This window comes from Salegentibacter maritimus (assembly GCF_016236975.1).
GTDB lineage: Bacteria > Bacteroidota > Bacteroidia > Flavobacteriales > Flavobacteriaceae > Salegentibacter > Salegentibacter maritimus.
On the sequence record NZ_JAEHNY010000004.1, the window covers coordinates 148,997 to 170,896 of the forward strand.

The 21,900-nt window shown below is 37.8% G+C and carries 12 protein-coding genes and 1 tRNA gene; 11 read left to right on the plus strand and 2 right to left on the minus strand.

The genetic code is table 11. The features are described from left to right. The first annotated feature begins 60 nt into the window (after positions 1-60). The 7 genes from I6U50_RS05750 (at position 61) to bglX (ending at position 14,231) form a co-directional block, all read left to right on the plus strand. Positions 61-2,808, plus strand: a complete 2,748-nt coding sequence (locus I6U50_RS05750; protein WP_198638148.1) for a helix-turn-helix and ligand-binding sensor domain-containing protein — start codon at positions 61-63, stop codon at positions 2,806-2,808. A gap of 224 nt (positions 2,809-3,032) precedes the next feature. After that, the gene (locus I6U50_RS05755; protein WP_198638149.1) at positions 3,033-6,149 is read left to right on the plus strand and encodes a SusC/RagA family TonB-linked outer membrane protein; all 3,117 of its coding nucleotides are present in this window, start codon (positions 3,033-3,035) and stop codon (positions 6,147-6,149) included. Positions 6,150-6,167: 18 nt separating this feature from the next. Further along, complete coding sequence (locus I6U50_RS05760; RefSeq protein ID WP_198638150.1) at positions 6,168-7,622, plus strand: RagB/SusD family nutrient uptake outer membrane protein; 1,455 nt, start codon at positions 6,168-6,170, stop codon at positions 7,620-7,622. 246 nt (positions 7,623-7,868) lie between these two features. Next, complete coding sequence (locus I6U50_RS05765) at positions 7,869-9,239, plus strand: glucoamylase family protein (protein WP_198638151.1); 1,371 nt, start codon at positions 7,869-7,871, stop codon at positions 9,237-9,239. Positions 9,240-9,294: 55 nt separating this feature from the next. Further along, complete coding sequence (locus I6U50_RS05770; RefSeq protein WP_198638152.1) at positions 9,295-10,095, plus strand: carboxylesterase family protein; 801 nt, start codon at positions 9,295-9,297, stop codon at positions 10,093-10,095. A gap of 14 nt (positions 10,096-10,109) precedes the next feature. Then, complete coding sequence (locus I6U50_RS05775; protein WP_198638153.1) at positions 10,110-11,924, plus strand: family 43 glycosylhydrolase; 1,815 nt, start codon at positions 10,110-10,112, stop codon at positions 11,922-11,924. 33 nt (positions 11,925-11,957) lie between these two features. After that, positions 11,958-14,231 (plus strand): beta-glucosidase BglX, encoded by a 2,274-nt coding sequence (gene bglX / locus I6U50_RS05780; RefSeq protein WP_198638154.1) that lies wholly within the window; start codon positions 11,958-11,960, stop codon positions 14,229-14,231. A gap of 304 nt (positions 14,232-14,535) precedes the next feature. Here the strand turns inward: bglX and I6U50_RS05785 are convergent, their stop codons facing one another. Further along, on the minus strand, positions 14,536-15,435 hold the full coding sequence (locus tag I6U50_RS05785) for an alpha/beta hydrolase (protein WP_198638155.1): 900 nt from the start codon (positions 15,433-15,435) through the stop codon (positions 14,536-14,538). A gap of 109 nt (positions 15,436-15,544) precedes the next feature. Here I6U50_RS05785 and I6U50_RS05790 point away from each other — a divergent pair, with 109 nt between their 5' ends. The 3 genes from I6U50_RS05790 to I6U50_RS05800 all read left to right on the plus strand — a co-directional run bounded on the left by I6U50_RS05790 (position 15,545) and on the right by I6U50_RS05800 (position 17,871). Then, entirely contained in the window at positions 15,545-15,997 is a 453-nt protein-coding gene (locus tag I6U50_RS05790) for a GatB/YqeY domain-containing protein (RefSeq protein WP_193711587.1), read from the plus strand. Between the two features lie 67 nt (positions 15,998-16,064). Continuing rightward, positions 16,065-16,138: transfer RNA gene (locus I6U50_RS05795), tRNA-Arg, on the plus strand. 287 nt (positions 16,139-16,425) lie between these two features. Further along, positions 16,426-17,871 carry a sulfatase gene (locus tag I6U50_RS05800; RefSeq protein WP_198638156.1) on the plus strand — a complete coding sequence of 482 codons (1,446 nt, stop codon included), beginning with the start codon at positions 16,426-16,428 and terminating at the stop codon, positions 17,869-17,871. Positions 17,872-18,285: 414 nt separating this feature from the next. Here I6U50_RS05800 and I6U50_RS05805 read toward each other — a convergent pair whose 3' ends face one another. Continuing rightward, on the minus strand, positions 18,286-19,497 hold the full coding sequence (locus tag I6U50_RS05805) for a proline dehydrogenase family protein (RefSeq protein WP_198638157.1): 1,212 nt from the start codon (positions 19,495-19,497) through the stop codon (positions 18,286-18,288). 886 nt (positions 19,498-20,383) lie between these two features. On the opposite strand from I6U50_RS05805, the gene I6U50_RS05810 reads away from it, so the two are divergent. Next, positions 20,384-21,760: a nucleotide sugar dehydrogenase gene (locus I6U50_RS05810; RefSeq protein ID WP_193711584.1), complete on the plus strand. Its 1,377-nt coding sequence runs from the start codon at positions 20,384-20,386 to the stop codon at positions 21,758-21,760. Positions 21,761-21,900 lie beyond the last annotated feature (140 nt).

Here is a 21,900-nt window from a genome sequence, read left to right on the forward strand (position 1 = left end):
CAAAAAGTATGTATTTTTGCCTTAAATTATAACTATACAAAAACTGCACAAATAGAATTTATGAAGCGCTCTATCCTGAATATAATTACTGCTTTCTTCTTTGTTTTGCAGTACTCCAGCCTTATAGGACAACAACTTACTCCGCCTATACATAATTATTTGGCTACTAATTATAATGCAGCTAGTCAAAACTGGGATATTGATGTAGATGAAGAAGGCGTAATTTATGCTGCCAATAATCAGGGGTTACTTAGCTATGATGGACAATCATGGGAACTTTTTCCTTTGCCCAATGGTAGTATTATTAGATCTGTTTTTGTACATAAAGACCGAATCTTTACCGGGTCTTATAAAGAATTTGGATACTGGAAAAGAGATAGTACCGGTAAAATGTACTATACCTCTTTAATACCAAACCTTGGCGATTATAAAATGCAAAGCGAAGAGTTTTGGGAAATTCTTGAATTTAGAGGCGACATTTATTTTAGGTCTTTTGGCGCGATTTATAGATATAGCCAGGATACCGTTGAACCGGTTCAAAATGTGATTAGCAATAAAATGATTGTTTATAAAAATCAGCTTTTGGTGGCATTAGGGAGAAGCGGGCTTCACATCTTGAGTGCCGATAATGATTTGAAGAATATACCTAACCAGGAACTTTTACAAGGGGAAATAGTTGTTGATATGGCTGTGAGCGGGCAGAATCTAATTATTGGAACAAAGGATAATTTATATAAGTACAACGGTGACACTTTTTCGACTTTTGGAGATAGTAATTTAAAAGATGAGTTAAAACGTTCTGAACTAAACCATATTCTTGCTTTAGACAACAAGAGATTGCTATTGGGTACGGTTAAAAATGGCCTTATAAATTACGATTTAAAGAATAATAGTTACAATATTTTAAATAGGAATAATGGACTTCAAAATAATACTGTTTTAAGTTTTGTAGAGAAATACGGCAATATTTGGTTAGGCCTCGATAACGGAATAGATCGCATTGAAATAGATTCACCGATTAACTTCTATACCGATGATACGGGTGAATTGGGTGCGGTGTACGACCTTGAATTTCACGAAACTAAAATGTACCTGGCAAGTAATACCGGAGTTTATAATTTTAATAATAACAAACTTCAGATTATTGACGGCTCTGAAGGGCACACCTGGAATTTAAAAATTCTTAATAATACTTTATTTGTAAACCATAACTCCGGGACATATTTTATTAAAGAAAATAGTTTGTATCCGGTTGAAACTGCGACAGGGAGTTATAAGATAGATGAAATCTCCTATTCTGCGAGTAATTACTTAATTAGTAGTTATACGGGGCTTAGGAAACTAAACCCTTTAAAAGACAGCATTTATCAATTAGATAACCTGGATTTTCCTGTTAGGAATGTTGTTTTTGAGAATGAAAATACCCTATGGGCCGTGCATCCGTACGAAGGTCTTTATAGGGCTGGTTTTGATAATAATTTTGCACAAACCAATTTTGTAAAAAAAATAGCTATGCCCGATGGTGGGAATAGTATTAATACCAACATTTCCAAGATTAATAATCAATTGGCCATATTTAACGGGGATCGTTGGTTTAAGTATAATCCATTTAAAGACTCCCTGGATGTTTTTGAGGAATTAAAAGCGTTTAGAAAACATAAAATGCTTTTTAAAGATGCAGGTTCATATTGGTTTAGCGATACCGAAAATAATAGCTTAAAGTTTACAGACTTTGAGAACACTATAGTAATTGCTCCGGAAAGCTTGGGGAATAGATTGGTGAAAAATTATGAGAAGATTATAAAGAATGGAGATTCAATATATTATGTGGTCTTAAATGATGGTTTTGCCCGAATAGATTTAAAGAAGTTTATAAAAGATTTGGGACAAACACCCGTGAGCACCCCCAAAGTAAAAGGATTTTTGAATATAAAAGGGCGTTTAGAATTGGGAGAAAAGCCGGTAATGGCTTATAAAAACTCAAGAGATTTAAATGTATACACTTCTTTTCCGACTTCTGGGGCCATGGGTTTAAATTATAAATTAAAAGGTGAAGATACGCTTAGTGGTAAGGTGGTTAACGGAGTTATAAACCTCCAAAATTTAAGTCATGGCGATTATGAATTAGAGCTTTTGGCTATGGGCCCTCAGGCTCATATTGCGAAAAGGAATAGCTTTAGTTTTAGGATTCAACCACCCTGGTATCTCTCAAATGCCATGAAAGTTGCCTATGTTTTTTGTTTTTTGGTAATTCTGGCGTCTATGTATTGGTTTAACCGGCTTAAATTAAGGAAACATCAATCCTTGCTTGAAGAAAAATTTGAAAAGGAGCATCAGGAGCGTATTAACAAATTAGAAAAAGAGCGTCTTGTAAATGAGATTAACCTAAAACGTAAAGAGCTTGCCAATACTACAATGGTTGCGGCTAAGAAAAATGAGATGCTTATGGAGATTCAAAATGAATTGAGTAAGGATAAGACCAATTTTTCTAACCAGTTTAAAATGAAACATATTTTAAATAAAATTAATCGTGCTATTAAAAACAAGGATGAATGGAAAGTCTTTGAAACGAATTTTAATGAATTGCACGAAGATTTTTTTAAGGATATTTTAAAAACCTACCCCAAACTAACGAGTAAGGATTTAAAACTTTGTTCTTATTTAAAAATGAATCTTACCTCTAAAGAAATTGCTCCTCTAATGGGAATTTCTGTTCGTGGTGTGGAAGTACATCGTTATAGATTACGAAAAAAAATGGGACTAAATAAGAACGAAAATTTGACAAATTTCCTCATTAAAAATTACTAGTTTCGTTATTTAAAGCCCATATTTTAACAAAAAAATACTACATCAATACTACGTCAAAGGTTTTTAGTACTGTTAAAAAACTACTTCTAAATATATGTATGTTGTTGATTTATAGTTGTTTGCAGTCGCAATATCTTTGATGTAGCAGTTGTGTACTATATCGTTTGCGTAAAAACCGGTCTTGGTTGTATCTTTCTTCTAAAATTCAGTAAAATTTGAACCGTATGAAATTAAAATTATTCACCATTTGTATGGTCCTTTTATCTGGTTTTGGCTTCGCTCAGGAAGGCAAAACAGTTTCAGGTGTTATAACGGACCAAAATGAAATACCTTTACCGGGAGCCGAAGTAAAGGTAATTGATAAAGAAATTTATGATGTAACCGACTTTGACGGAAATTTTACTCTGGAAAATGTTGAAGAGGGGGATGTGGTACGAGTAACCTTTTTGGGGTTTCTTCCGCAGGAGTTTACTATAAGTACTAATAACACTTATACTATTGCCTTAGAAGAAGATACCGATCAGCTTGAGGAAGTGGTGGTAGTTGGGTATGGCCGTCAGAAAAAGCAAGATCTAACCGGAGCAATAAGTCAGGTTGCTTCAGAGGAAATTACCAGGCAGCCGGCCTCTAATGCTGCTCAGGCTTTGCAAGGTAAAGTAGCGGGTGTAAATATTATTAATAGTGATGCACCTGGATCAACTCCTACCGTTGCAATACGTGGACTGGGGACTGCATTGGGTGGTCGTGATCCTTTGTATGTTGTAGACGGGGTTCCTGTTAATGATATCACCAACATTAGTCCTTCTAATATAGAATCTATGGATTTTTTAAAGGATGCCTCTTCCGCAGCAATTTATGGTGTTAGAGCAGCTAACGGAGTGATAATCGTTACTACAAAACAAGGGAAATCTGGGAAAGCAAAAATGAATTTTAGAAGCTTCTTTGGTGCCAAACCAATCCTGAATCAGGTTGAGATGGCAAATGCCAGTCAGTATATTACTTACTTTAACGAAGAAAATGCGGCTATTGGGGGAGACCAATTAAACCAAACGCAAGAGTATAATACAGATTGGTATGACGAGGTGCTGCAAACAGGCTTTGTAAATAATACAGTTTTTGATATTAATGGCGGAGGCGAAAATATTAATTACTTTTTTAGTTACGATTATTATGAAGAGCAAGGCTTGCTGGAAGATCAAAAATTTAGAAGATCTACAATTACAGGTAACAATACCTTTAAGTTATTTGAAGATCGCCTAAAAATCACTCAAAATCTAAATATTTCTACCAGGAATGAAAACCGCAAACCTTACGGGGCTTTTAATACTGCCTATCGTCAATCTCCTTTGGTTCCTGTTTTTTATCCAAATGGAAGATATGGAGGTTCTTATTATAACAGAGCTACCGGCGAAGCAACATATATAGCAGGGCCCGGGGAAAGTATTGGGAATTTAACCAGTCACGGAAACCCTGTTGCTGATGTGGCTTTTCAAAATGAACGATTTAATTCTGTTAGATTACAGGGAAGTGTAACAGCTGAACTCTCTATTACCGACGATATTACTTTTACATCTAGGTTTGGTGCAAGAAAAGAATTTGCAAGGGGCCGGGTATACAACCCGATTCAGCAACGTTGGTTAAACAGTGATCCTACCAGAACAGTAGAGGAATTTGAAAATTTAAAAGCTCAAAATCCTGAACAATTACAATATGCATATAACGAACTGTCTTTTAATTCTAGTGAGAATTATAAATATAACTGGGATAATTTTATAAATTATAATACCAATTTTGGTAAGCATAACCTTGATGTTACTTTAGGAGGGTCTAAGGAGCAAATAGGAATTGGCATGAGAGATGATTATAGAGCATGGGATGTTCCGGAGCAAAAGCAATATTGGAGTTTAAAGCACGCTAGTGATCAATACGATAAACAGGTTAATCAAACCTATCTAACCCCAACAAATTTCCTTTCGTATTTTGGAAGGGTTCAGTATAACTTTAATAGAAAGTATTATTTTACCGGTACCTTAAGACGTGATGGATCAAGTACTTTTCAAAATAATGCCAATTACTGGGGGACATTTCCAGCTCTTGGTGTAGGGTGGACGCTTACTGAAGAAGAATTCCTTGCAAATAACGAAACCATAAACTTTTTGAAGTTAAGAGGATCTTGGGGGGAATTAGGAAATGCCAATGTACCACTAAATTCAACTCAAATTCTTACCGATCCTGCTAGTGGAGGTCAAAATTATGTGTTTGGGCCGGGTCAGGACCTAATATTTGGTGCATATATTGGCTCTCCAGCTCAAAACCTTAGCTGGGAAGTTGTTAGTGAATATAGCGCCGGTTTAGACTACGAATTATTCGATTACAAATTAACGGGTAGTTTAGACTACTATATGCGTACTACAGAGAATACTATTCTTGAGGTTCGTCCCTTACTGAATTCTACATTTTCTACAAACTTCTTTGATCACGGAGCAGAAGTGGTAAATGAAGGTTTCGAATTTGCTATAAACTGGAGTGATGAGATTTCAGAGGATTTTAGCTATAGTATTGGGAGTAATTTCTCATTCAATAAAAACACTGTTGAAAGTGTTCAGCGAAATTATGAAGGCCAATTGGGTGGAGATCTTGGTAATGGGCAAATTACTAAGCGTTTAGCCGAAGGGCAGCCGTTAGGTTCCTGGTGGTTATTTGAAGCCGAAGGAGTATGGCAAACGCAAGAAGAAATAGATAATAATGCTTCTATAGGGGGAGCAAGACCGGGACATTTAAGGTATACCGACCAAAATAACGATGGCGTAATAGATGACCGCGATAAAACTTATCATGGCTCTTATATACCAAAATATAACTACGGGCTAAATATTGGTTTTAACTATAGAAACTGGGACTTTAGCTTAGATGGTTATGGCGCAGGAGGCAACAAGGTTTACAATGCGCTCTTAAATACAAGGATTGGTGGTGAAAATGTGCCTGTATCGGTCTTTAATGATAGATGGACCGGGCCGGGAAGCACAAATGTTAATCCGGGAGCAGATCGTGATGCCAGAGCCTCAGATTACTACCTGGAAGATGGTGATTTCTTTAGGATTAATAATATAACATTGGGTTATACTTTCCCTGAAATGACCAGGTTTATTTCAAAAGCCAGAGTATATGTATCAGCTCAGAATCCATTTATTTTTACAAAATATTCAGGTTTTACCCCGGAAATCTCCGGTTACGACCCTAATGACACCAATGCTCAAGGACCATATAGAACCACTGGTATAGAGCTTTCGGCATACCCATTAACCAGTACATTCCTGTTTGGTTTTAATATTCAATTATAAAATTTAACAATAGCGTATATGAAACGATTATATAAAATAGCAGTTTTCACTTTCGCCGCTTTTATGAGTATTGGCTGTAGTGAAGAGTTCCTGGAGGTTGATGCCAGGGAAAATATTGATGCAGAAGACAGAGACGAGAATTTTACCCCTGACGATTTTGTGACTGGGATTTACGGAATGTTTACTGAATTTGATTATGCATTTGCTTACCTTGGAATTACCGAAATAATTTCAGATAATGCAGATAAAGGAAGTTCGCCAACAGATACAGGGACTGATAAACAATTACTGGATGATTTGGAATTTACAAGTACCGTACCCTCAAGCGCTACCATGTGGGAACATTGGTACAAAACTATAGGCCGTGCAAATTATGCTATTGCATTTGCTCAGGAAGAAGGAGGTACTAATACAGATAGGCTAATTGCAGAGGCTAAATTTCTTAGGGCTTACACTTATTTTTTTCTTGTAAGAAGTTTCGGTGGAGTTACTATTCAGGGTGAAATAGAATTTGTAAACGGTGAAGCAGTAGTAGATCAGGACGTAGATTTATCTTCCCGGAATACCCAGGAGCAAGTTTACGAGTATATCGAACAGGATTTAATAGATGCTATTAGTGTTTTACCGGCTAAGAGTGAATATTCAGCACAAGATTTAGGTAGGGCAACACGTGGTGCAGCTCAAGGGCTACTGGCTAAGGTACATTTATATCAGGAAGAATGGAATGAAGCTATAGAACAGGCAAATGGAGTAATCTCTTCGGGAGAGTATAGCCTGGAACCAAATTATGAAGATGTATGGAGAGAATATTCTGAAAACGGTGTGGAATCTATTTTTGAAATACAGGCGCGTGGAGAAGCTATTGCCCATGGTGTTCAACAATATTCACAAACCCAGGGTGCAAGAGGTACCAGCGGTTGGGGCTGGGGGTTCAATACTCCTTCTGAAAATCTTGTAGAAGCTTTTGATGCCGAAGGCGATGAAATTAGAAAAAATGCCACAATAATTTTTGCAGGGGAGACCCTATGGGATGGCCGGGAAGTTAGTGCCTCTGTAGAAAACCCACTTTATAGCGAAAAAGCTTATTCTAGTGCAAGTGTTGGTGATGGCGATGGAGATAAAAATATTCGTGTACTTAGATATGCCGAAATCCTTTTAATAAAGGCGGAAGCAGAAGCACAGATAGGTAACCTTCAAGCTGCCACGGAAGCACTTAACCTTGTACGTGAAAGGGTAGAGCTTGAACCCGTAAGTGGACTTGCCCAGCAAGAATTAATCGAAAAAATATGGAACGAAAGAAGGTTGGAGCTTGCTTTTGAACACGATCGTTGGTTTGATCTTCTTCGTACCGGCCAGGCACCTGAAGCAATGGCTGCACACGGTAAAGATTTCCAGGAAAAACATTATTTATTTCCTATTCCTGAGAATCAAATAATCCAAACACCAGACATGGAACAAAATCCGGGCTGGTAGTAAATATAAAATTTTAGGTTCCGCGGCATGCATGGTCGCGGAACTTTAAAATATCTTTCAAGAGTATTTTTAAAATCAAGTACCATTATTTATTGGCTTGTAAAGGGCTTTGTATGCAATTTTTGAAGTAGCTACAACAACTTAGTAGCAGTTATATTTTGAGAATTATATTTTCAAAACAAATACAAACCGGTTTAAACAAACTGGGGTTTAATTATTAATTCCGAAAATTAAAAATTATACAACATGACTAACTATAAATCAGTTTTAAGTATTTTTCTTATTGGTTTTTTGCTATTAAGCTGTAAAAATGAATCAAAAAAAGAAGAAAAGGACTTAAACAAAAATAAAACCCTAACCCTTTCAAAAGAAGAATTACTGGATACGGTTCAAAAGCAAACCTTGAAATATTTTTGGGACTATGCCGAGCCAAATTCCGGTATGGCCCGGGAACGTTATCACCCCGATGGCGAATATCCGAAAAACGATGCCCACGTAGTAACTACAGGAGGTTCCGGCTTCGGACTTATGGCTATAGTTTCGGGGATGGAACGGGAGTGGATTCCGCGAGACTCTGCTGTAGCCCGCCTCGATAAAATTGCCGATTTTTTAGACAATGCACCAAGATTTCATGGGGTTTGGGCACATTGGTTAAACGGAAAAACAGGCGAAACCCAGGCTTTTAGTGAGAAAGATAATGGAGGAGATCTTGTTGAAACTTCATTTTTGGCCCAGGGCTTTATTGTTGTTCGTGAATACCTGAAAAATGGAAATGAAAAGGAAAAAGCAGTTGCCGAAAAATATGATGCGCTCTGGAAGGGTATAGAGTGGGAATGGTATACCAATAATAAAAATGGACTATACTGGCACTGGTCTCCAGAATATCAGTGGGAAATGGATTTTATGATAGAAGGTTATAACGAATGCTTAATTACTTATGTGATGGCTGCTTCGTCTCCAGATCATGCTATTGATGCTAAAGCTTATCACGAAGGTTGGGCGCGTAGCGGAAACATAGTTAGCGATAAAGAAGCATACGGAATTCCCCTGGTTTTAAAACATAATACTAGTGGAGATAAAGCAGGACCGCTCTTTTGGGCACATTATTCTTATTTGGGCTTAAATCCCAAAGGCCTGAAAGATAAATATGCTAATTATTGGGATTTAAATGTAAACCATACCAAAATTAATTATGAATACGCTCAGGAGAACCCTAAGGGTTTTGAAACTTATAACGAAAACTCCTGGGGCTTAACTGCCAGTTATACGAGAAACGAAGATAATGGAATAGGTTACACGGCCCATTCACCCGATAATGATCGCGGAGTGGTTTCTCCAACTGCCGCCATTAGTTCTATTGCTTATACTCCAGAGCTTTCCCTAAAAGCCATGCGTTACTTTTTTGAAGATCAAAACGACTTACTTTGGGGACCGGCCGGATTTTATGATGCCTATAGTTTAGAAGATGAAAACTGGGTAGCCCAAAGATACCTGGCTATAGACCAGGGTCCTATGGTGGTAATGATAGAGAATTATAGATCAGGACTTATTTGGGACTTGTTTATGGGAGCCCCCGAAATACAGGAAGGACTGGATAAACTTGGTTTCTCTTACTAACACTATATCTTACAAAAACTTAAATTTTGTAAGATTAATATAAATAATAATGAATATGAAAAATAGGTTTGTACATGTTTTAGTAGTTTTTCTGGTTACTTTACTAATTGTACCGTCTTCAGTAGGAGCACAGGAAAAGGAAGCTTTTAAAAAGGAGCACTTTATTAAAGATTCTGATACCCTGAAATACCGTATTCTTTTTCCGAAGAATTTTTCTGAAGAAAAAGAATATCCTGTGGTTTTGTTTCTTCATGGGGCAGGGGAGAGAGGTAGTGATAATCACTCACAATTAATGCACGGTAGTGAGTTGTTTCTAAACAATCAGGAAGAATTTCCTGCAATAGTTATTTTTCCGCAGGCACCAAAAGAAGATTACTGGGCAAAGGTAGAAGTGAACCGTGATACCATTCCTTTTCAATTTGGTTATATGAATAAAAAGCCCGCTACAACATCATTACAGTTAGTTATGGAACTGATGGATAAAATAACTACTGAAAATTATGTGGATAATAACCGAATTTACGTTGGCGGACTTTCCATGGGAGGAATGGGAACTTTTGAAATAATTTATAAAAAACCTGAAATGTTTGCGGCTGCTTTTGCTATTTGTGGTGGTGCCAATCCTGAAATTGCTAAGGAATATCCCGAAGGATTTAATATTTGGCTTTTCCACGGAAAAAAAGATAAGGTAGTGCTTCCGGAATATTCTGAAGCCATGGCTCGATCTATTAATCATTACGGTGGTAATGCTAAGCTTTCGCTATACCCAAATGATAATCACAATAGTTGGGACTCAGCATTTGCAGAGCCTAATTTATTGCCCTGGTTATTTTCATTCGATAAGTCGAACCAATAATAATGAGGGAGAAAATGAAAAAACTTAATTACTTATTTACTGCAGTGATTTTGTTGTTTATGGGTGTTGCTTCTGCACAGGAAACAGAAGAAGTAATCCCGGAAACCTATATCAACCCTTTAGATATAGACTATACCTATATGGTTTACAATTCCCATAGGGATATTTCTTATCGCTCTGGGGCAGATCCTGCAGTTATTGAATACAGGGGGGAGTATTATATGTTCGTTACCCGGTCATTCGGTTATTGGCATTCTAAAGATCTAATAAATTGGGAATTTATTAAGCCAAAACAATGGTTCTTTGAAGGCTCTAATGCGCCAACTGCTTTTAATTATAAAGATTCATTGGTTTATTTTGCTGGAGATCCGGCCGGTTATGGGAGTATTCTGTATACCGATGACCCTAAAAAAGGAGAATGGACACCTACTGCATCTATTTCAACAAATATCCAGGATTCCGAATTGTTTATTGATGATGACGGGAAGGCCTATTTATATTGGGGTTCCTCCAATGTGCATCCTTTAAAAGTAAAGATGCTGGATAAAGACAATCGGTTTATTGAAACTGGTGTTGAAAAAGAACTTATTAATCTTGTAGAAGAAGAGCACGGCTGGGAGCGGTTTGGTGAGAACAATTATCACCCTACTTTAAAAGAAGGCTATATGGAAGGAGCTTCCATGACCAAACACAATGGTAAATACTATTTGCAGTATGCCGCACCAGGTACACAGTTTAACGTATATGCCGATGCTGCCTATGTTAGCGATTCGCCACTTGGGCCATTCACTTATATGAAGAACAATCCCATGAGCTTTAAACCCGGCGGGTTCACTAATGGGGCCGGCCACGGGATTACTATGAAGCAAAAAAACGGTCAATATTGGCATTTTGCAACTATGGCACTGGCTTCTAATTCTCACTGGGAAAGAAGACTTGCTATGTTCCCAACTTATTTTGATAAGGAAGGTTTAATGTACACCATTACCGCTTATGGGGATTACCCACTTTATGGGCCCAAACATCCTACCAAAGCCGGACAGCATAATGGTTGGATGCTACTTTCTTATAAAGGAAAAGCCACGGTATCTTCTTCGCAAATGCAGATAAGTAAAAGTACCGCTACCGATGGCGATTTTGATATTAAAGAAATGCCATTGGAAAAGAATAGTAAGGGAAAGATAATCTCGAAAGTATTAACCGATGAAAGCCCTAAATCTTTCTGGGTCGCCGAAGCAAATAACGATCAGCAATGGGTAGAGATAGAAATGCTCTCTCTGGGAAAAATTTATGCTTTTCAATTAAATTTTCACGATCAGGAATCCGGAATTTATACCCGAACCGAGGGTTTACGGCATAGGTTTACCCTGGAAGTTTCAGAAGATGGTAAAAACTGGAAAACTATTGTAGACAGAAGCGAAAGCTTTAAAGATACACCCAATGCCTATATTCCACTTAATAAGGCTGTGAAAGCGAAATATGTGCGCTATAAAAATATTGAAGTTCCCGGGAATAACCTGGCTTTATCTGAAATTAGGGTCTTTGGAAAAGGTTTTGGTAAAAAGCCAGCTAAGGTGAAAAACTTCGAAATCATCCGCCAGGAAGACAGGAGGGATATCTCTTTGAAATGGGATGAGGTAAAGGGAGCCCAGGGCTACAATATTCGCTGGGGAATTGCACCAAACAAATTATACCATTCCTGGTTAGTGTACGATAAGAGCGAACATTTTATGCGTAGCCTGGATCGGGATACAGAATATTATTTCAGTATTGAAGCCTTTAATGAAAATGGGATTTCTAAAAGCTCTGAAGTAGTAAAAGTGAAATAATCAAAAAAAAAATAATTTAAAAGAAAAGGAAAAATGAGGAGAGTTTATCTATCAATGAGTCTTGTAATGCTTATGGGGCTCTCGTTTCTAAATGCCCAGGAAAGAATACCTGAGGTTGAGAAACTATTAACAAAAATGACACTGGAGGAGAAAATAGGTCAGTTAAACCTGGTTACTCCCGGAGGTGGTGTAGCTACCGGATCGGTGGTGAGTGAAGATGTAGAAACTAAAATTAAAGAGGGAAATGTTGGAGGTGTTTTTGGTGTTTCCAGCCCCGAAAAAGTAAGGCAGGCACAGCAATTAGCCGTGGAAAACTCGCGTTTGGGTATTCCTTTGCTAATAGGATCTGATGTTATTCATGGGTATAAAACTACTTTTCCAATTCCACTAGGGCTTTCCTCCAGTTGGGATATGGAACTTATTAAAGAGACGGCACAAATTGCGGCAAAAGAAGCTACCGCCGATGGAATTAACTGGAATTTTTCTCCAATGGTAGATATAGCCCGGGACCCAAGATGGGGGCGTATCGCAGAAGGCGCAGGTGAAGATCCTTATCTAGGATCTCAGGTAGCTAAAGCCATGGTAGAAGGTTACCAGGGAGACGATTTTACTGCACCACATACCATGCTTTCTACGGTAAAACATTTGGCACTTTACGGAGCTTCTGAAGCCGGCCGTGATTATAACTCGGTAGATATGAGCAAGATCAAAATGTTTAATGAATATTTGCCGCCATACAAAGCGGCGGTAGATGCCGGTGTTGCCAGTGCAATGACTTCCTTTAATGATATTCACGGGGTTCCTGCTTCGGGGAATAAATGGTTGCTTACAGATTTGTTTCGTGAGCGTTGGGGATTTGAAGGTTTTATAGTTTCAGATTATACTTCTGTAAATGAAATGATTGCCCACGGAATGGGCGACCTACAAGATGTTTCAGCTTTAGCTATAAACGCCGGGTTGGATATGGACATGGTAGGTGAAGGTTTTTTAACCACCCTGAAAAAATCTGTGGAGGAAGGAAAAGTTTCCGAAGAACAAATTACTAAAGCCGCTCGCAGAATCCTGGAAGCAAAACATAAATTGGGTCTTTTAGACGATCCTTATTTATATTCAGATGAAAGCAGGCCTGAAAAAGATATTCTTTCTGAAGAAAACAGAGCGGTAGCCAGAAAAGCAGCAAGACGTTCTTTCGTATTATTGAAAAAGCACGAAAACATTTTGCCTTTAGCCAAAGATGCGAAAATTGCATTGGTTGGGCCATTGGCTAATAACAAAAATAATATGCTTGGAACCTGGGCACCAACCGGGAACCCGCAACTTTCAGTTCCAATTCTGGAGGGCCTAAAGAATGTGGCGCCAAATGCTGAAATTACTTATGCAAAAGGAGCGAACGTTAGCAATGATACGGCTTTTGCTAAAAAAGTAAATGTCTTTGGCCCACGTATTGAAATTTCAGAGGAATCTCCAGAGGCTATGCTGGAAGAGGCTTTAGAGGTTTCTAAAGATGCCGATGTAATTGTAGCTGTTGTTGGGGAAGCCAGTGAAATGAGTGGGGAGGCTGCCAGCCGTACTAACTTAAATATTCCCGATAGTCAGAAAGAGTTGATAAGAGAACTTGTAAAAACCGGTAAACCTGTTGTGTTGGTTTTAATGAGTGGCAGGCCATTAGTGATTTCAGAGGAAATGAAATTGCCGGTAAATATTCTTCAGGTATGGCATCCGGGTGTGGAAGCCGGAAATGCCATAGCCGATGTGCTTTTTGGAGATTATAATCCTTCGGGGAAATTAACCGCTACCTGGCCGAGAAATGTAGGTCAAATTCCTATTTACTATCGAATGAAAACTACGGGAAGACCTGCGGCATCACCATCTGAATTTCAGAAGTTCAAATCTAATTATTTAGATGTGGAAAATACGCCCGAGTTAGCCTTTGGTCACGGACTTTCCTATACAGATTTTGAATATGGTGAATCTAAGCTAAGTTCAGATAAAATGAGTGCAAGCGAAAGTATTACAGTTACTACTACGGTGACAAATACCGGTAATTTTGATGGGGAAGAAGTGGTGCAGCTGTATATTCACGATAAAGTGAGAAGCATCACACCACCTCAAAAAGAATTAAAAGCATTTAAGAAGATACGCCTAAAGAAAGGCCAATCTCAAGAAGTAAGTTTTAAAATTACTGCGGAAGACCTTAAGTTCTATAACGCAAACCTGGAATTTGTAGTAGAACCCGGCGAATTCGAATTTTTCGTAGCCGGAAGTTCAGACCACGAATTCACCGGAACTTTTACTGTAGGGGAGTAAAGTTTTTGTTTTTTATTGGTACTGCCAAAGGCTGTAATACCCCAAGGTAGTTTATTAATGCAAGTTTCCGGGAGGTGCCCTACTGCTCCCGGATTTCAAATCCCGCTTCGGCGGGATTTTTAATTGGCACCGCCAAAGGGTGTAATACCCCGAGGCTTGCCTCAAAATTAAAAATTTGTTTTCAACGAATGCCTCGTGGGCTTGCCCCGAGGTAGTTTACTAATATACTGCGTTGTTTTTCAATGCAAAACTCATCTTACTCGATAATCGAGATTTAATACTCCCGGACCTGCTACGAGTTTATTTACTTATAGACTTCAACTTGTTTGCTTTCCCCATTTAAAAACACCGATTTAAAAAAGTTGAAAACCTCAGGTAGATAATCAAATGGCATTCCTGCGTGTTCGTGTTTTCCGCCATTAAAGCTATACAGCATATAGGAAGTGTTTAATTTTGCCAGTTTTTCGGTAATTGTTTTAGAGCCGTCTAGCATAATATAGCCCGGTTGGGCCGGGTCACACCAATGGTGTGGGGCGGAAGCATAGGGCACAAGGTTGTCTTTGGTGCCGTGAAAGAATACTCCGGGCACAGCATTTTGCCCGGTAATATATCGTGCATCTACAACGGCACCGGCCAGGGAGAAAACCCCGGCAAAATTTATTTCCCTATGTTTTGTAGCATCTTCAAACATTAAACGGTCGTTATAGACTGCATTCAATACCGCTTCGGCCCCGGCGCTACTTCCTCCAACAATTACCTTTGAAGTATCTATGTTGAATTTCTGCTTGTTTTTTATCATAAAATCTACTGCATCCATAAAGTCTTCAGCAGCCAGTTTAAATGTTTCAATCTTTCCGGAAGCTTTATAATCGCAGCCAAAAGATTGTCCTTTTCGGGTAAGCCTGTAGGAAATTTGTACAGCAACATAGCCTTTTTTAGCTGCATTTTCAGCAAATTTTACTTCGGCGGGATTGGTTCGGCTACCGCCTGAGAATCCACCACCGTGCATAAAAATAATCACAGGTCTTTGCTGCATGGTATCCTTTTCTGGTTGGTAGATATCTAGTTTTAATTCCTCACTGTTTTTAATAGCATAAGTTCTGGTTTCTTTGGTTTTTAATTCAAAAGAATCGTTTATAAATCGCTCCTGTGCTGAAACAGAAAAGCTTAGAAGAAGCAGCGCGCTAATAAATAGGTTTTTCATAATAAAAGCTATGTTTAATGGTTTGAAGATACTTAATTTTCAAAGGACAATAAGTGTGTATTTTAATTTTAATATTTTATCTTCGCTGCAGAAATAAGATTTTTAAACTATGAGTTTACAGGATAAAGTAATGGCAGAGATGAAGGCCGCTATGAAGGCTAAAGACAGCGAAAAGCTAGAGGCTTTACGTTCGGTAAAAGGTGCTATTCTACTGGCAAATACCGAAAGTTCTGCAAAAGATGGTTTAACTGAAGATGAAGAATTAAAGCTTTTACAAAAACTGGTAAAACAACGTAAGGATAGTGCTGCGATTTACAGGGAACAAAACAGGCCAGACCTGGCTGAACCTGAAGAAAAGCAAGCGGCGGTAATTGCGTCTTTTTTACCTGAACAGTTAAGTGAAGCTGAAATTGAAGCAAAAGTAGATGAAGTAATTGCTAAAACCGGAGCCAGCGGCATGCAGGATATGGGAAAAGTGATGGGAATGGCAAGTGCTGAATTGGCGGGTAGAGCCGATGGCAAGACTATTTCTACCATTGTTAAGAAGAAATTGAGTAAGTAATTTTCAAAATAAATTTGAAAAGAAATATTTTTTAGTTTTGCAAACTGCAAACTGCAAACTGAAAAACGGCCCCGTGGCGCAACTGAATAGCGCATCAGATTTCGGCTCTGAGGGTTGCAGGTTTGAATCCTGCCGGGGTCACAAAAGTAAAAAGCCTACATGGGAATGTAGGCTTTTTTATTGTTCAATAGCCGAAGATATTTATATCTTCTAAGCTAAAGATTAGTCTTAGATTTAGTATTTAAATTTGCTGTTTTTTGCTTAGACTTTAATTTTTTTAAGGCAAAAATTATAATATCAGTATCTGTTTAATGTTTGTTATTCTATTTTAGAGGAAATATTATAATAGAGATTTTATTTATGTTAATAGCAGAAAATCACGGCGAAAACCCATTAATAGGAAATGATTCAATATAAAGACATCAACAATGATTAGAATAATACTTTTTTCTTTTTTTATAGGTTTAACCACAATTCAGGCGCAAGAATCAAATAAATATAATGTTCTTTTCATTATTGCAGATGATCTTACCACCACTGCGGTTTCAGCTTATGGAAATCCGGTACCGGAAACTCCTAATATAGATAAGCTTGCATCAGAAGGGGTGAAGTATACTCGTGCTTATTCGCAATATCCGGTTTGTGGACCATCCAGGGCATCTATGATGTTTGGGTATTATCCAACTGCAAGTACCACTTATGGATATGTGAGTGGAAGAGAAAATATGGGCCCCCACAGAAAATCCTGGCCTCAACTATTTAAAGATAATGGTTATTATTCGGCCAGGGTGAGTAAGATTTATCATATGGGTGTTCCTATAGATATAGAAACAGGTGCTCATGGCGAAGATGATGCTGCTTCCTGGACAGAACGTTTTAACAGTCAGGCAGCCGAATGGAAATCGGAAGGAGAGGCAGAGCTGGTGCAAAATAATCCATATGGACATAAGCCACGCCAGGGTGGTAATGTTATGACTATAGTAAAAGCAGAAGGGCATGATACTATTCAATCTGATGGGAAAACGGCAAAAACAGCAGTCAACTTAATTAAAAAGCATAAAGATGAACCTTTCTTTTTGGCAGTTGGTTTTGTTCGTCCGCATGTACCGTTTGTAGCTCCTGAAAAATATTTTGAGCCTTATCCCTACCAGGAAATGATATTGCCTCCCCAGGTGGAAAACGATTGGGATGATATTCCGCAACGCGGAATTAATTATGTAACCAGCGTAAATGCAAAAATGACGGAAGCACAGGAGAAAAAAGCTATAGCAGGCTATTATGCCTCTGTTTCTTTTATGGATGCTCAGGTGGGTAAGGTACTACAAACTTTGGAAGATGAAGGTTTGGAAGATAACACCATTGTTATTTTTACTTCAGATCATGGGTTTCACTTAAATGAACATCGCTTTTGGATGAAGGTAAGCTTACACGAAGAATCGGTTCGGGTACCCTTAATAATAAAAGTTCCCGGGAAAAAACCGGCAGTGAGTCATTCGTTTGTAGAGCTACTGGACTTATATCCAACTGTGGCAAACCTGGTAGGACTTAAGGCCTCTAAAGACCTGCAGGGAATGGATATTGGAAAAACTTTAGATGATCCAGATTTTGAAGTTCGGGATATGATATTCTCGGTAACTCAGGGTGGAAAATCATTTTTAATTAGGAATAAAAAATGGGCCTATATTCAGTATGATGAAGATGCCAGATCGGGCATGGAGTTATACGATATGGAAATTGATCCGCAACAGTTTAATAATTTAGCTTATAATCCTTTGTATTCCGATGTTGTTTTAAAAATGAAGGAGGCGCTTAATTCTAAACTAAGGAAAGTTCGTGACAACGATTTGGGGATAGACTATTCTAGTAGGCAGTAATTTAGTAGGCAGTATTCAGTAAACAGTTTGCAGTTTTATGGATTTTGGTTACCAAAATTCAGCAGCACCTTCCTTTTCTAAGGGAAGGTGGCACATTGTAAAGGTGGCGGAAGGGTTTCTTGTTCAGTACGCAGTAATTTAGTGTGCAGAGGCAGTTTCAATGAGGAGTAGTTTAGTAGGTAGTTGGCAGTGTTTGTATGCGGTAACTTAGTATGCCGTCCGTGATTTCTGCAAGTTTCTATTTAATGCATAGACCATTAGGCAAATCTTTCCTTATCCGAATAACGAACCAACGAATCCGGAGTTAACATATTAACTATTTAACCAATTAACCAATCCCAAATTCACTAATCACTCAATTCCAAACCTACAAGCCTAACGCTAAAAGACTACTTAAAAACAGCCAAGTTCAGCCTAAGCCTGTTTCCTAACGTCGTTTTTACTTGCTTCCGAGGCCATTTTCCTTCTTTTCTTTTCCCTGCGAAGTAGATTAAGCTCTCTGTTGGTTTGTCCTTCAACCGAAGAATTTTCTTCAGCCCGCCTTAAAAGATAAGGAACTACATCTTTAACCGGCCCAAAGGGAACTAATTTGGCAGTATTATAATTTTTGTTGGCAAGATTATAACTAATTTGATCGCTCATTCCGTATAACTGACTAAACCAAACCCTGGGATCGTCTTTAGCAATACCCTGGTCTTCCATAATTTGTAGGGCTAAATAATTACTCACTTCATTATGGGTTCCTATAAAAACCGCGATATCCTCAATATTATCAAGACAATAGGCCAACACATTGTTAAAATGAAGATCGGTTGCTTTTTTATTTTCGCAAATAGGGGATTTCTTGCCGTATTTTTTGGCTCGTTTATTCTCTTTTTCCATATAAGCGCCGCGAACTATTTTAGCACCTATTTTAAAGCCTTTTTCTTTTGCTCTGGAATGCAGCTCTTTTAAATAGTCTAAACGATCCCAACGATAACACTGAAAAGTATTAAAAATTAAAGCCTTTTCAGTATTGTATTTCTCCATCATTTCTTCCATAAGGTCATCGGCTGCATCCTGCATCCAACTTTCTTCGGCATCGGCATATAATCTAACACCGTGATTATAGGCTTCTTTACATAGATTCTCTACGCGAGCTTTTGTTTTTTTCCATTCTTCCTTTTCGCTATCGTTAAGATTAATATGCGAACTCAGCTTGTGCCATATTTCAAAACTACCCAGTGCGGTGGGTTTAAAAATTGCAAAAGGAATTTCAGTTTCTTCCCTCGCAAATTGTATAAGGTCTTTTTTTATGCGAAATGCTGAATCAAATTCTTTTTCAGTTTTCTTTCCTTCTACAGAATAATCAAGAATACTGGAGAGGTTTACCTGATGCATTTCTTTAATAACCGGTTTGCAGTCTTCTTTACTGGTACCTGCACAAAACTGATCGAAAATAGTATTTTTTATAAGGGGCTGTATAGGGAGCTTTGCTTTTAGGGAGTATTTGGTTAGAAAAATTCCCGGTTTAATGAGGGAAGGAACTCCCATTACATTAAATAGTAACAAGGCTCTGTTAAGTTCTAAATCAGATTTTAATTTAAATGCTGTAGCGGTATCGTTAAAAATTTTTTTCTCAATCATAGCTTAAAACTACCTTTTAATAGAGATTGATGAAAGTGCTTTAGGTAAACTTTAACCCACCTGAAGCTTTGTTGCGAAAAGCAGTAATATTAGTTTGAAATGGAGTATAAAAATAGTTAATAGCCTTCTTGAGTATGTTAAGGTTTTTAGCAATGTTGATTTTATAAAAAATATATAATTGGGGGTATTTTAGGCATATGAAATTTTTTGAATATGAATATTATTAATTTGATAAAAAATTGCTGATTTTTTACATTATTGATCGAGTTTGACTTATTACTAAAAATAAGATCTCTTACTATATATTTTAGTGTTATGAAACTGTTATCGTTTGATAATGAATGCTCTATAAATTCCTACAAAAATTAACAAGTAAAGCTTGTTTGAGATTTTTTTACTTCTTTATCTTTGGCAATCTAAACGGAAAGCAAATATTTATTGCTGTTTTTATAATTATTTCTGATTGTTGTCGTTCTAAGATATTACAAACAGATTTAAAGTTGAATTCAGAAATAGTGAGAGTCAAAATGTGACTCACTGTGGCGAAGCCATGTTCAGCTTGCAGTTATCGGCTATGTATATCCATACTAAAACCGAGCACCTAATAACTGTAAACCGTTTGAAATCAAATCTACCGTCTACAGTCTAAAGACTACGGACAAACAAATTAACCTACGGCCCGTTCTTAAGCGGGATTAATTAATCACAACTTTTGCAAAATCCTACAATTGCAAGAGCACTAAAAATGTTTATGGTATAATTCGCAACCGCGTTTCAGCGGAGAAAAATCCTTAAATATTATTTATTAAAACTAAACACTTAAAAAAGTGTTTACAGCTATGCTTTTGTCTAAAAATAAAAAAAATGATAAACCAACTCTCAAAAAATGAAAAAAGACACTAAAATTGCTGTAATTGGCCTGGGCTATGTAGGCCTTCCATTGGCAAGATTGTTTGCTACAAAATTTCCGGTAATCGGGTTTGATATCAATAAAGCCCGGATAGAAGAATTGCGCCAGGGGCATGATAGTACACTGGAAGTAGAAGATGAAATTCTGCAAAGCGTTCTGCTTAAATCAAATCCTATTGTTGTTGAACAATTAAACGGAAAAGTCTCGGAAACGGCATCGAGTTCGGGTAATCCTTATCCTGAGCAGGATTTGGAATCTAATACCATTCAAGCTGCTAAAGGCTTATATGTTACCTACGGCCTGGAAGAAATTGCCGATTGCAATCATTACGTTATTACTGTACCAACCCCAATAGATAAAAATAACCGGCCAGATCTTACGCCTTTATATAAATCTAGCGAAACTGTAGCTAAGGTTCTAAAGAAGGGAGATATAGTAATATATGAATCTACGGTTTATCCTGGTGTAACAGAGGATGAATGTGTGCCGGTACTGGAAAAGCACAGCGGACTTAAATTCAATGAAGATTTTTTTGTGGGATATTCTCCCGAAAGAATAAACCCCGGAGATAAAGAGCATACTGTAGAAAAGATTTTAAAGGTTACCGCAGGCTCAACCCCTAAAACAGGAGAGCAGGTAGATGCACTTTATAAAGAAGTGATTACTGCCGGTACCCATTTGGCGCCAACAATAAAAGTGGCCGAAGCCGCTAAGGTTATAGAGAACTCCCAGAGAGATATTAATATTGCTTTTGTAAATGAGTTGGCGAAAATTTTCAATATGATGGATATAGATACCAATCATGTGTTGGAAGCTGCTGCTACCAAATGGAACTTTCTTCCTTTTAAACCCGGTTTGGTTGGAGGGCATTGTATAGGGGTAGACCCTTATTACCTGGCGCAAAAAGCACAGGAAATAGGTTATCATCCAGAGATTATTCTTGCGGGAAGAAGAATGAACGATTCTATGGGGAAACATGTGGCTTCAGAAGTAGTGAAGTTAATGTTGAAAAATGAGCTTAAGATAAAAGGTGCCAACATCCTGGTATTGGGAATCACTTTTAAAGAGAATTGTCCCGATGTGCGGAATACCAGAGTGGTAGATGTGGTTGAAGAACTACAATCTTATGGCACCAAACTTACTATTTACGACCCCCTTGCAAATCCTGAGGAAGTAAAACATGAGTATAATTTGGAAACCACCCGTGAGTTACCCAATGCTAAATATGATGCGGTGGTCTTGACAGTAGCTCACCAGGAGTTTTTAAGTTTAGACCTAGATCCTTTAAAAAATAACGCTGCTATTGTTTATGATGTAAAGGGCGTTTTAAAAGAAGTAGACGGGAAGCTTTAATCTGGGTGTAACCCTGATGAAAATTTGGGACGCTGGAACTGACGAATTTGGTAAGGCAAATTTCGTCAGTTTCAGTGAAACTTAAAATAATTAAGTTTTGAGTATTATTTTCAGGATTACGCAGCCAGAAAGCACTGGAA

Coding starts and splice junctions, on each gene's coding strand:
- I6U50_RS05810 (WP_193711584.1), top strand. CDS start 20,384: ATGAAAAAAGACACTAAAATTGCTGTAATTGGCCTGGGCTATGTAGGC.
- I6U50_RS05760 (WP_198638150.1), top strand. CDS start 6,168: ATGAAACGATTATATAAAATAGCAGTTTTCACTTTCGCCGCTTTTATG.
- I6U50_RS05750 (WP_198638148.1), top strand. CDS start 61: ATGAAGCGCTCTATCCTGAATATAATTACTGCTTTCTTCTTTGTTTTG.
- I6U50_RS05790 (WP_193711587.1), top strand. CDS start 15,545: ATGAGTTTACAGGATAAAGTAATGGCAGAGATGAAGGCCGCTATGAAG.
- I6U50_RS05755 (WP_198638149.1), top strand. CDS start 3,033: ATGAAATTAAAATTATTCACCATTTGTATGGTCCTTTTATCTGGTTTT.
- I6U50_RS05800 (WP_198638156.1), top strand. CDS start 16,426: ATGATTAGAATAATACTTTTTTCTTTTTTTATAGGTTTAACCACAATT.
- I6U50_RS05785 (WP_198638155.1), bottom strand. CDS start 15,435: ATGAAAAACCTATTTATTAGCGCGCTGCTTCTTCTAAGCTTTTCTGTT.
- I6U50_RS05775 (WP_198638153.1), top strand. CDS start 10,110: ATGAAAAAACTTAATTACTTATTTACTGCAGTGATTTTGTTGTTTATG.
- I6U50_RS05770 (WP_198638152.1), top strand. CDS start 9,295: ATGAAAAATAGGTTTGTACATGTTTTAGTAGTTTTTCTGGTTACTTTA.
- bglX (WP_198638154.1), top strand. CDS start 11,958: ATGAGGAGAGTTTATCTATCAATGAGTCTTGTAATGCTTATGGGGCTC.
- I6U50_RS05805 (WP_198638157.1), bottom strand. CDS start 19,497: ATGATTGAGAAAAAAATTTTTAACGATACCGCTACAGCATTTAAATTA.
- I6U50_RS05765 (WP_198638151.1), top strand. CDS start 7,869: ATGACTAACTATAAATCAGTTTTAAGTATTTTTCTTATTGGTTTTTTG.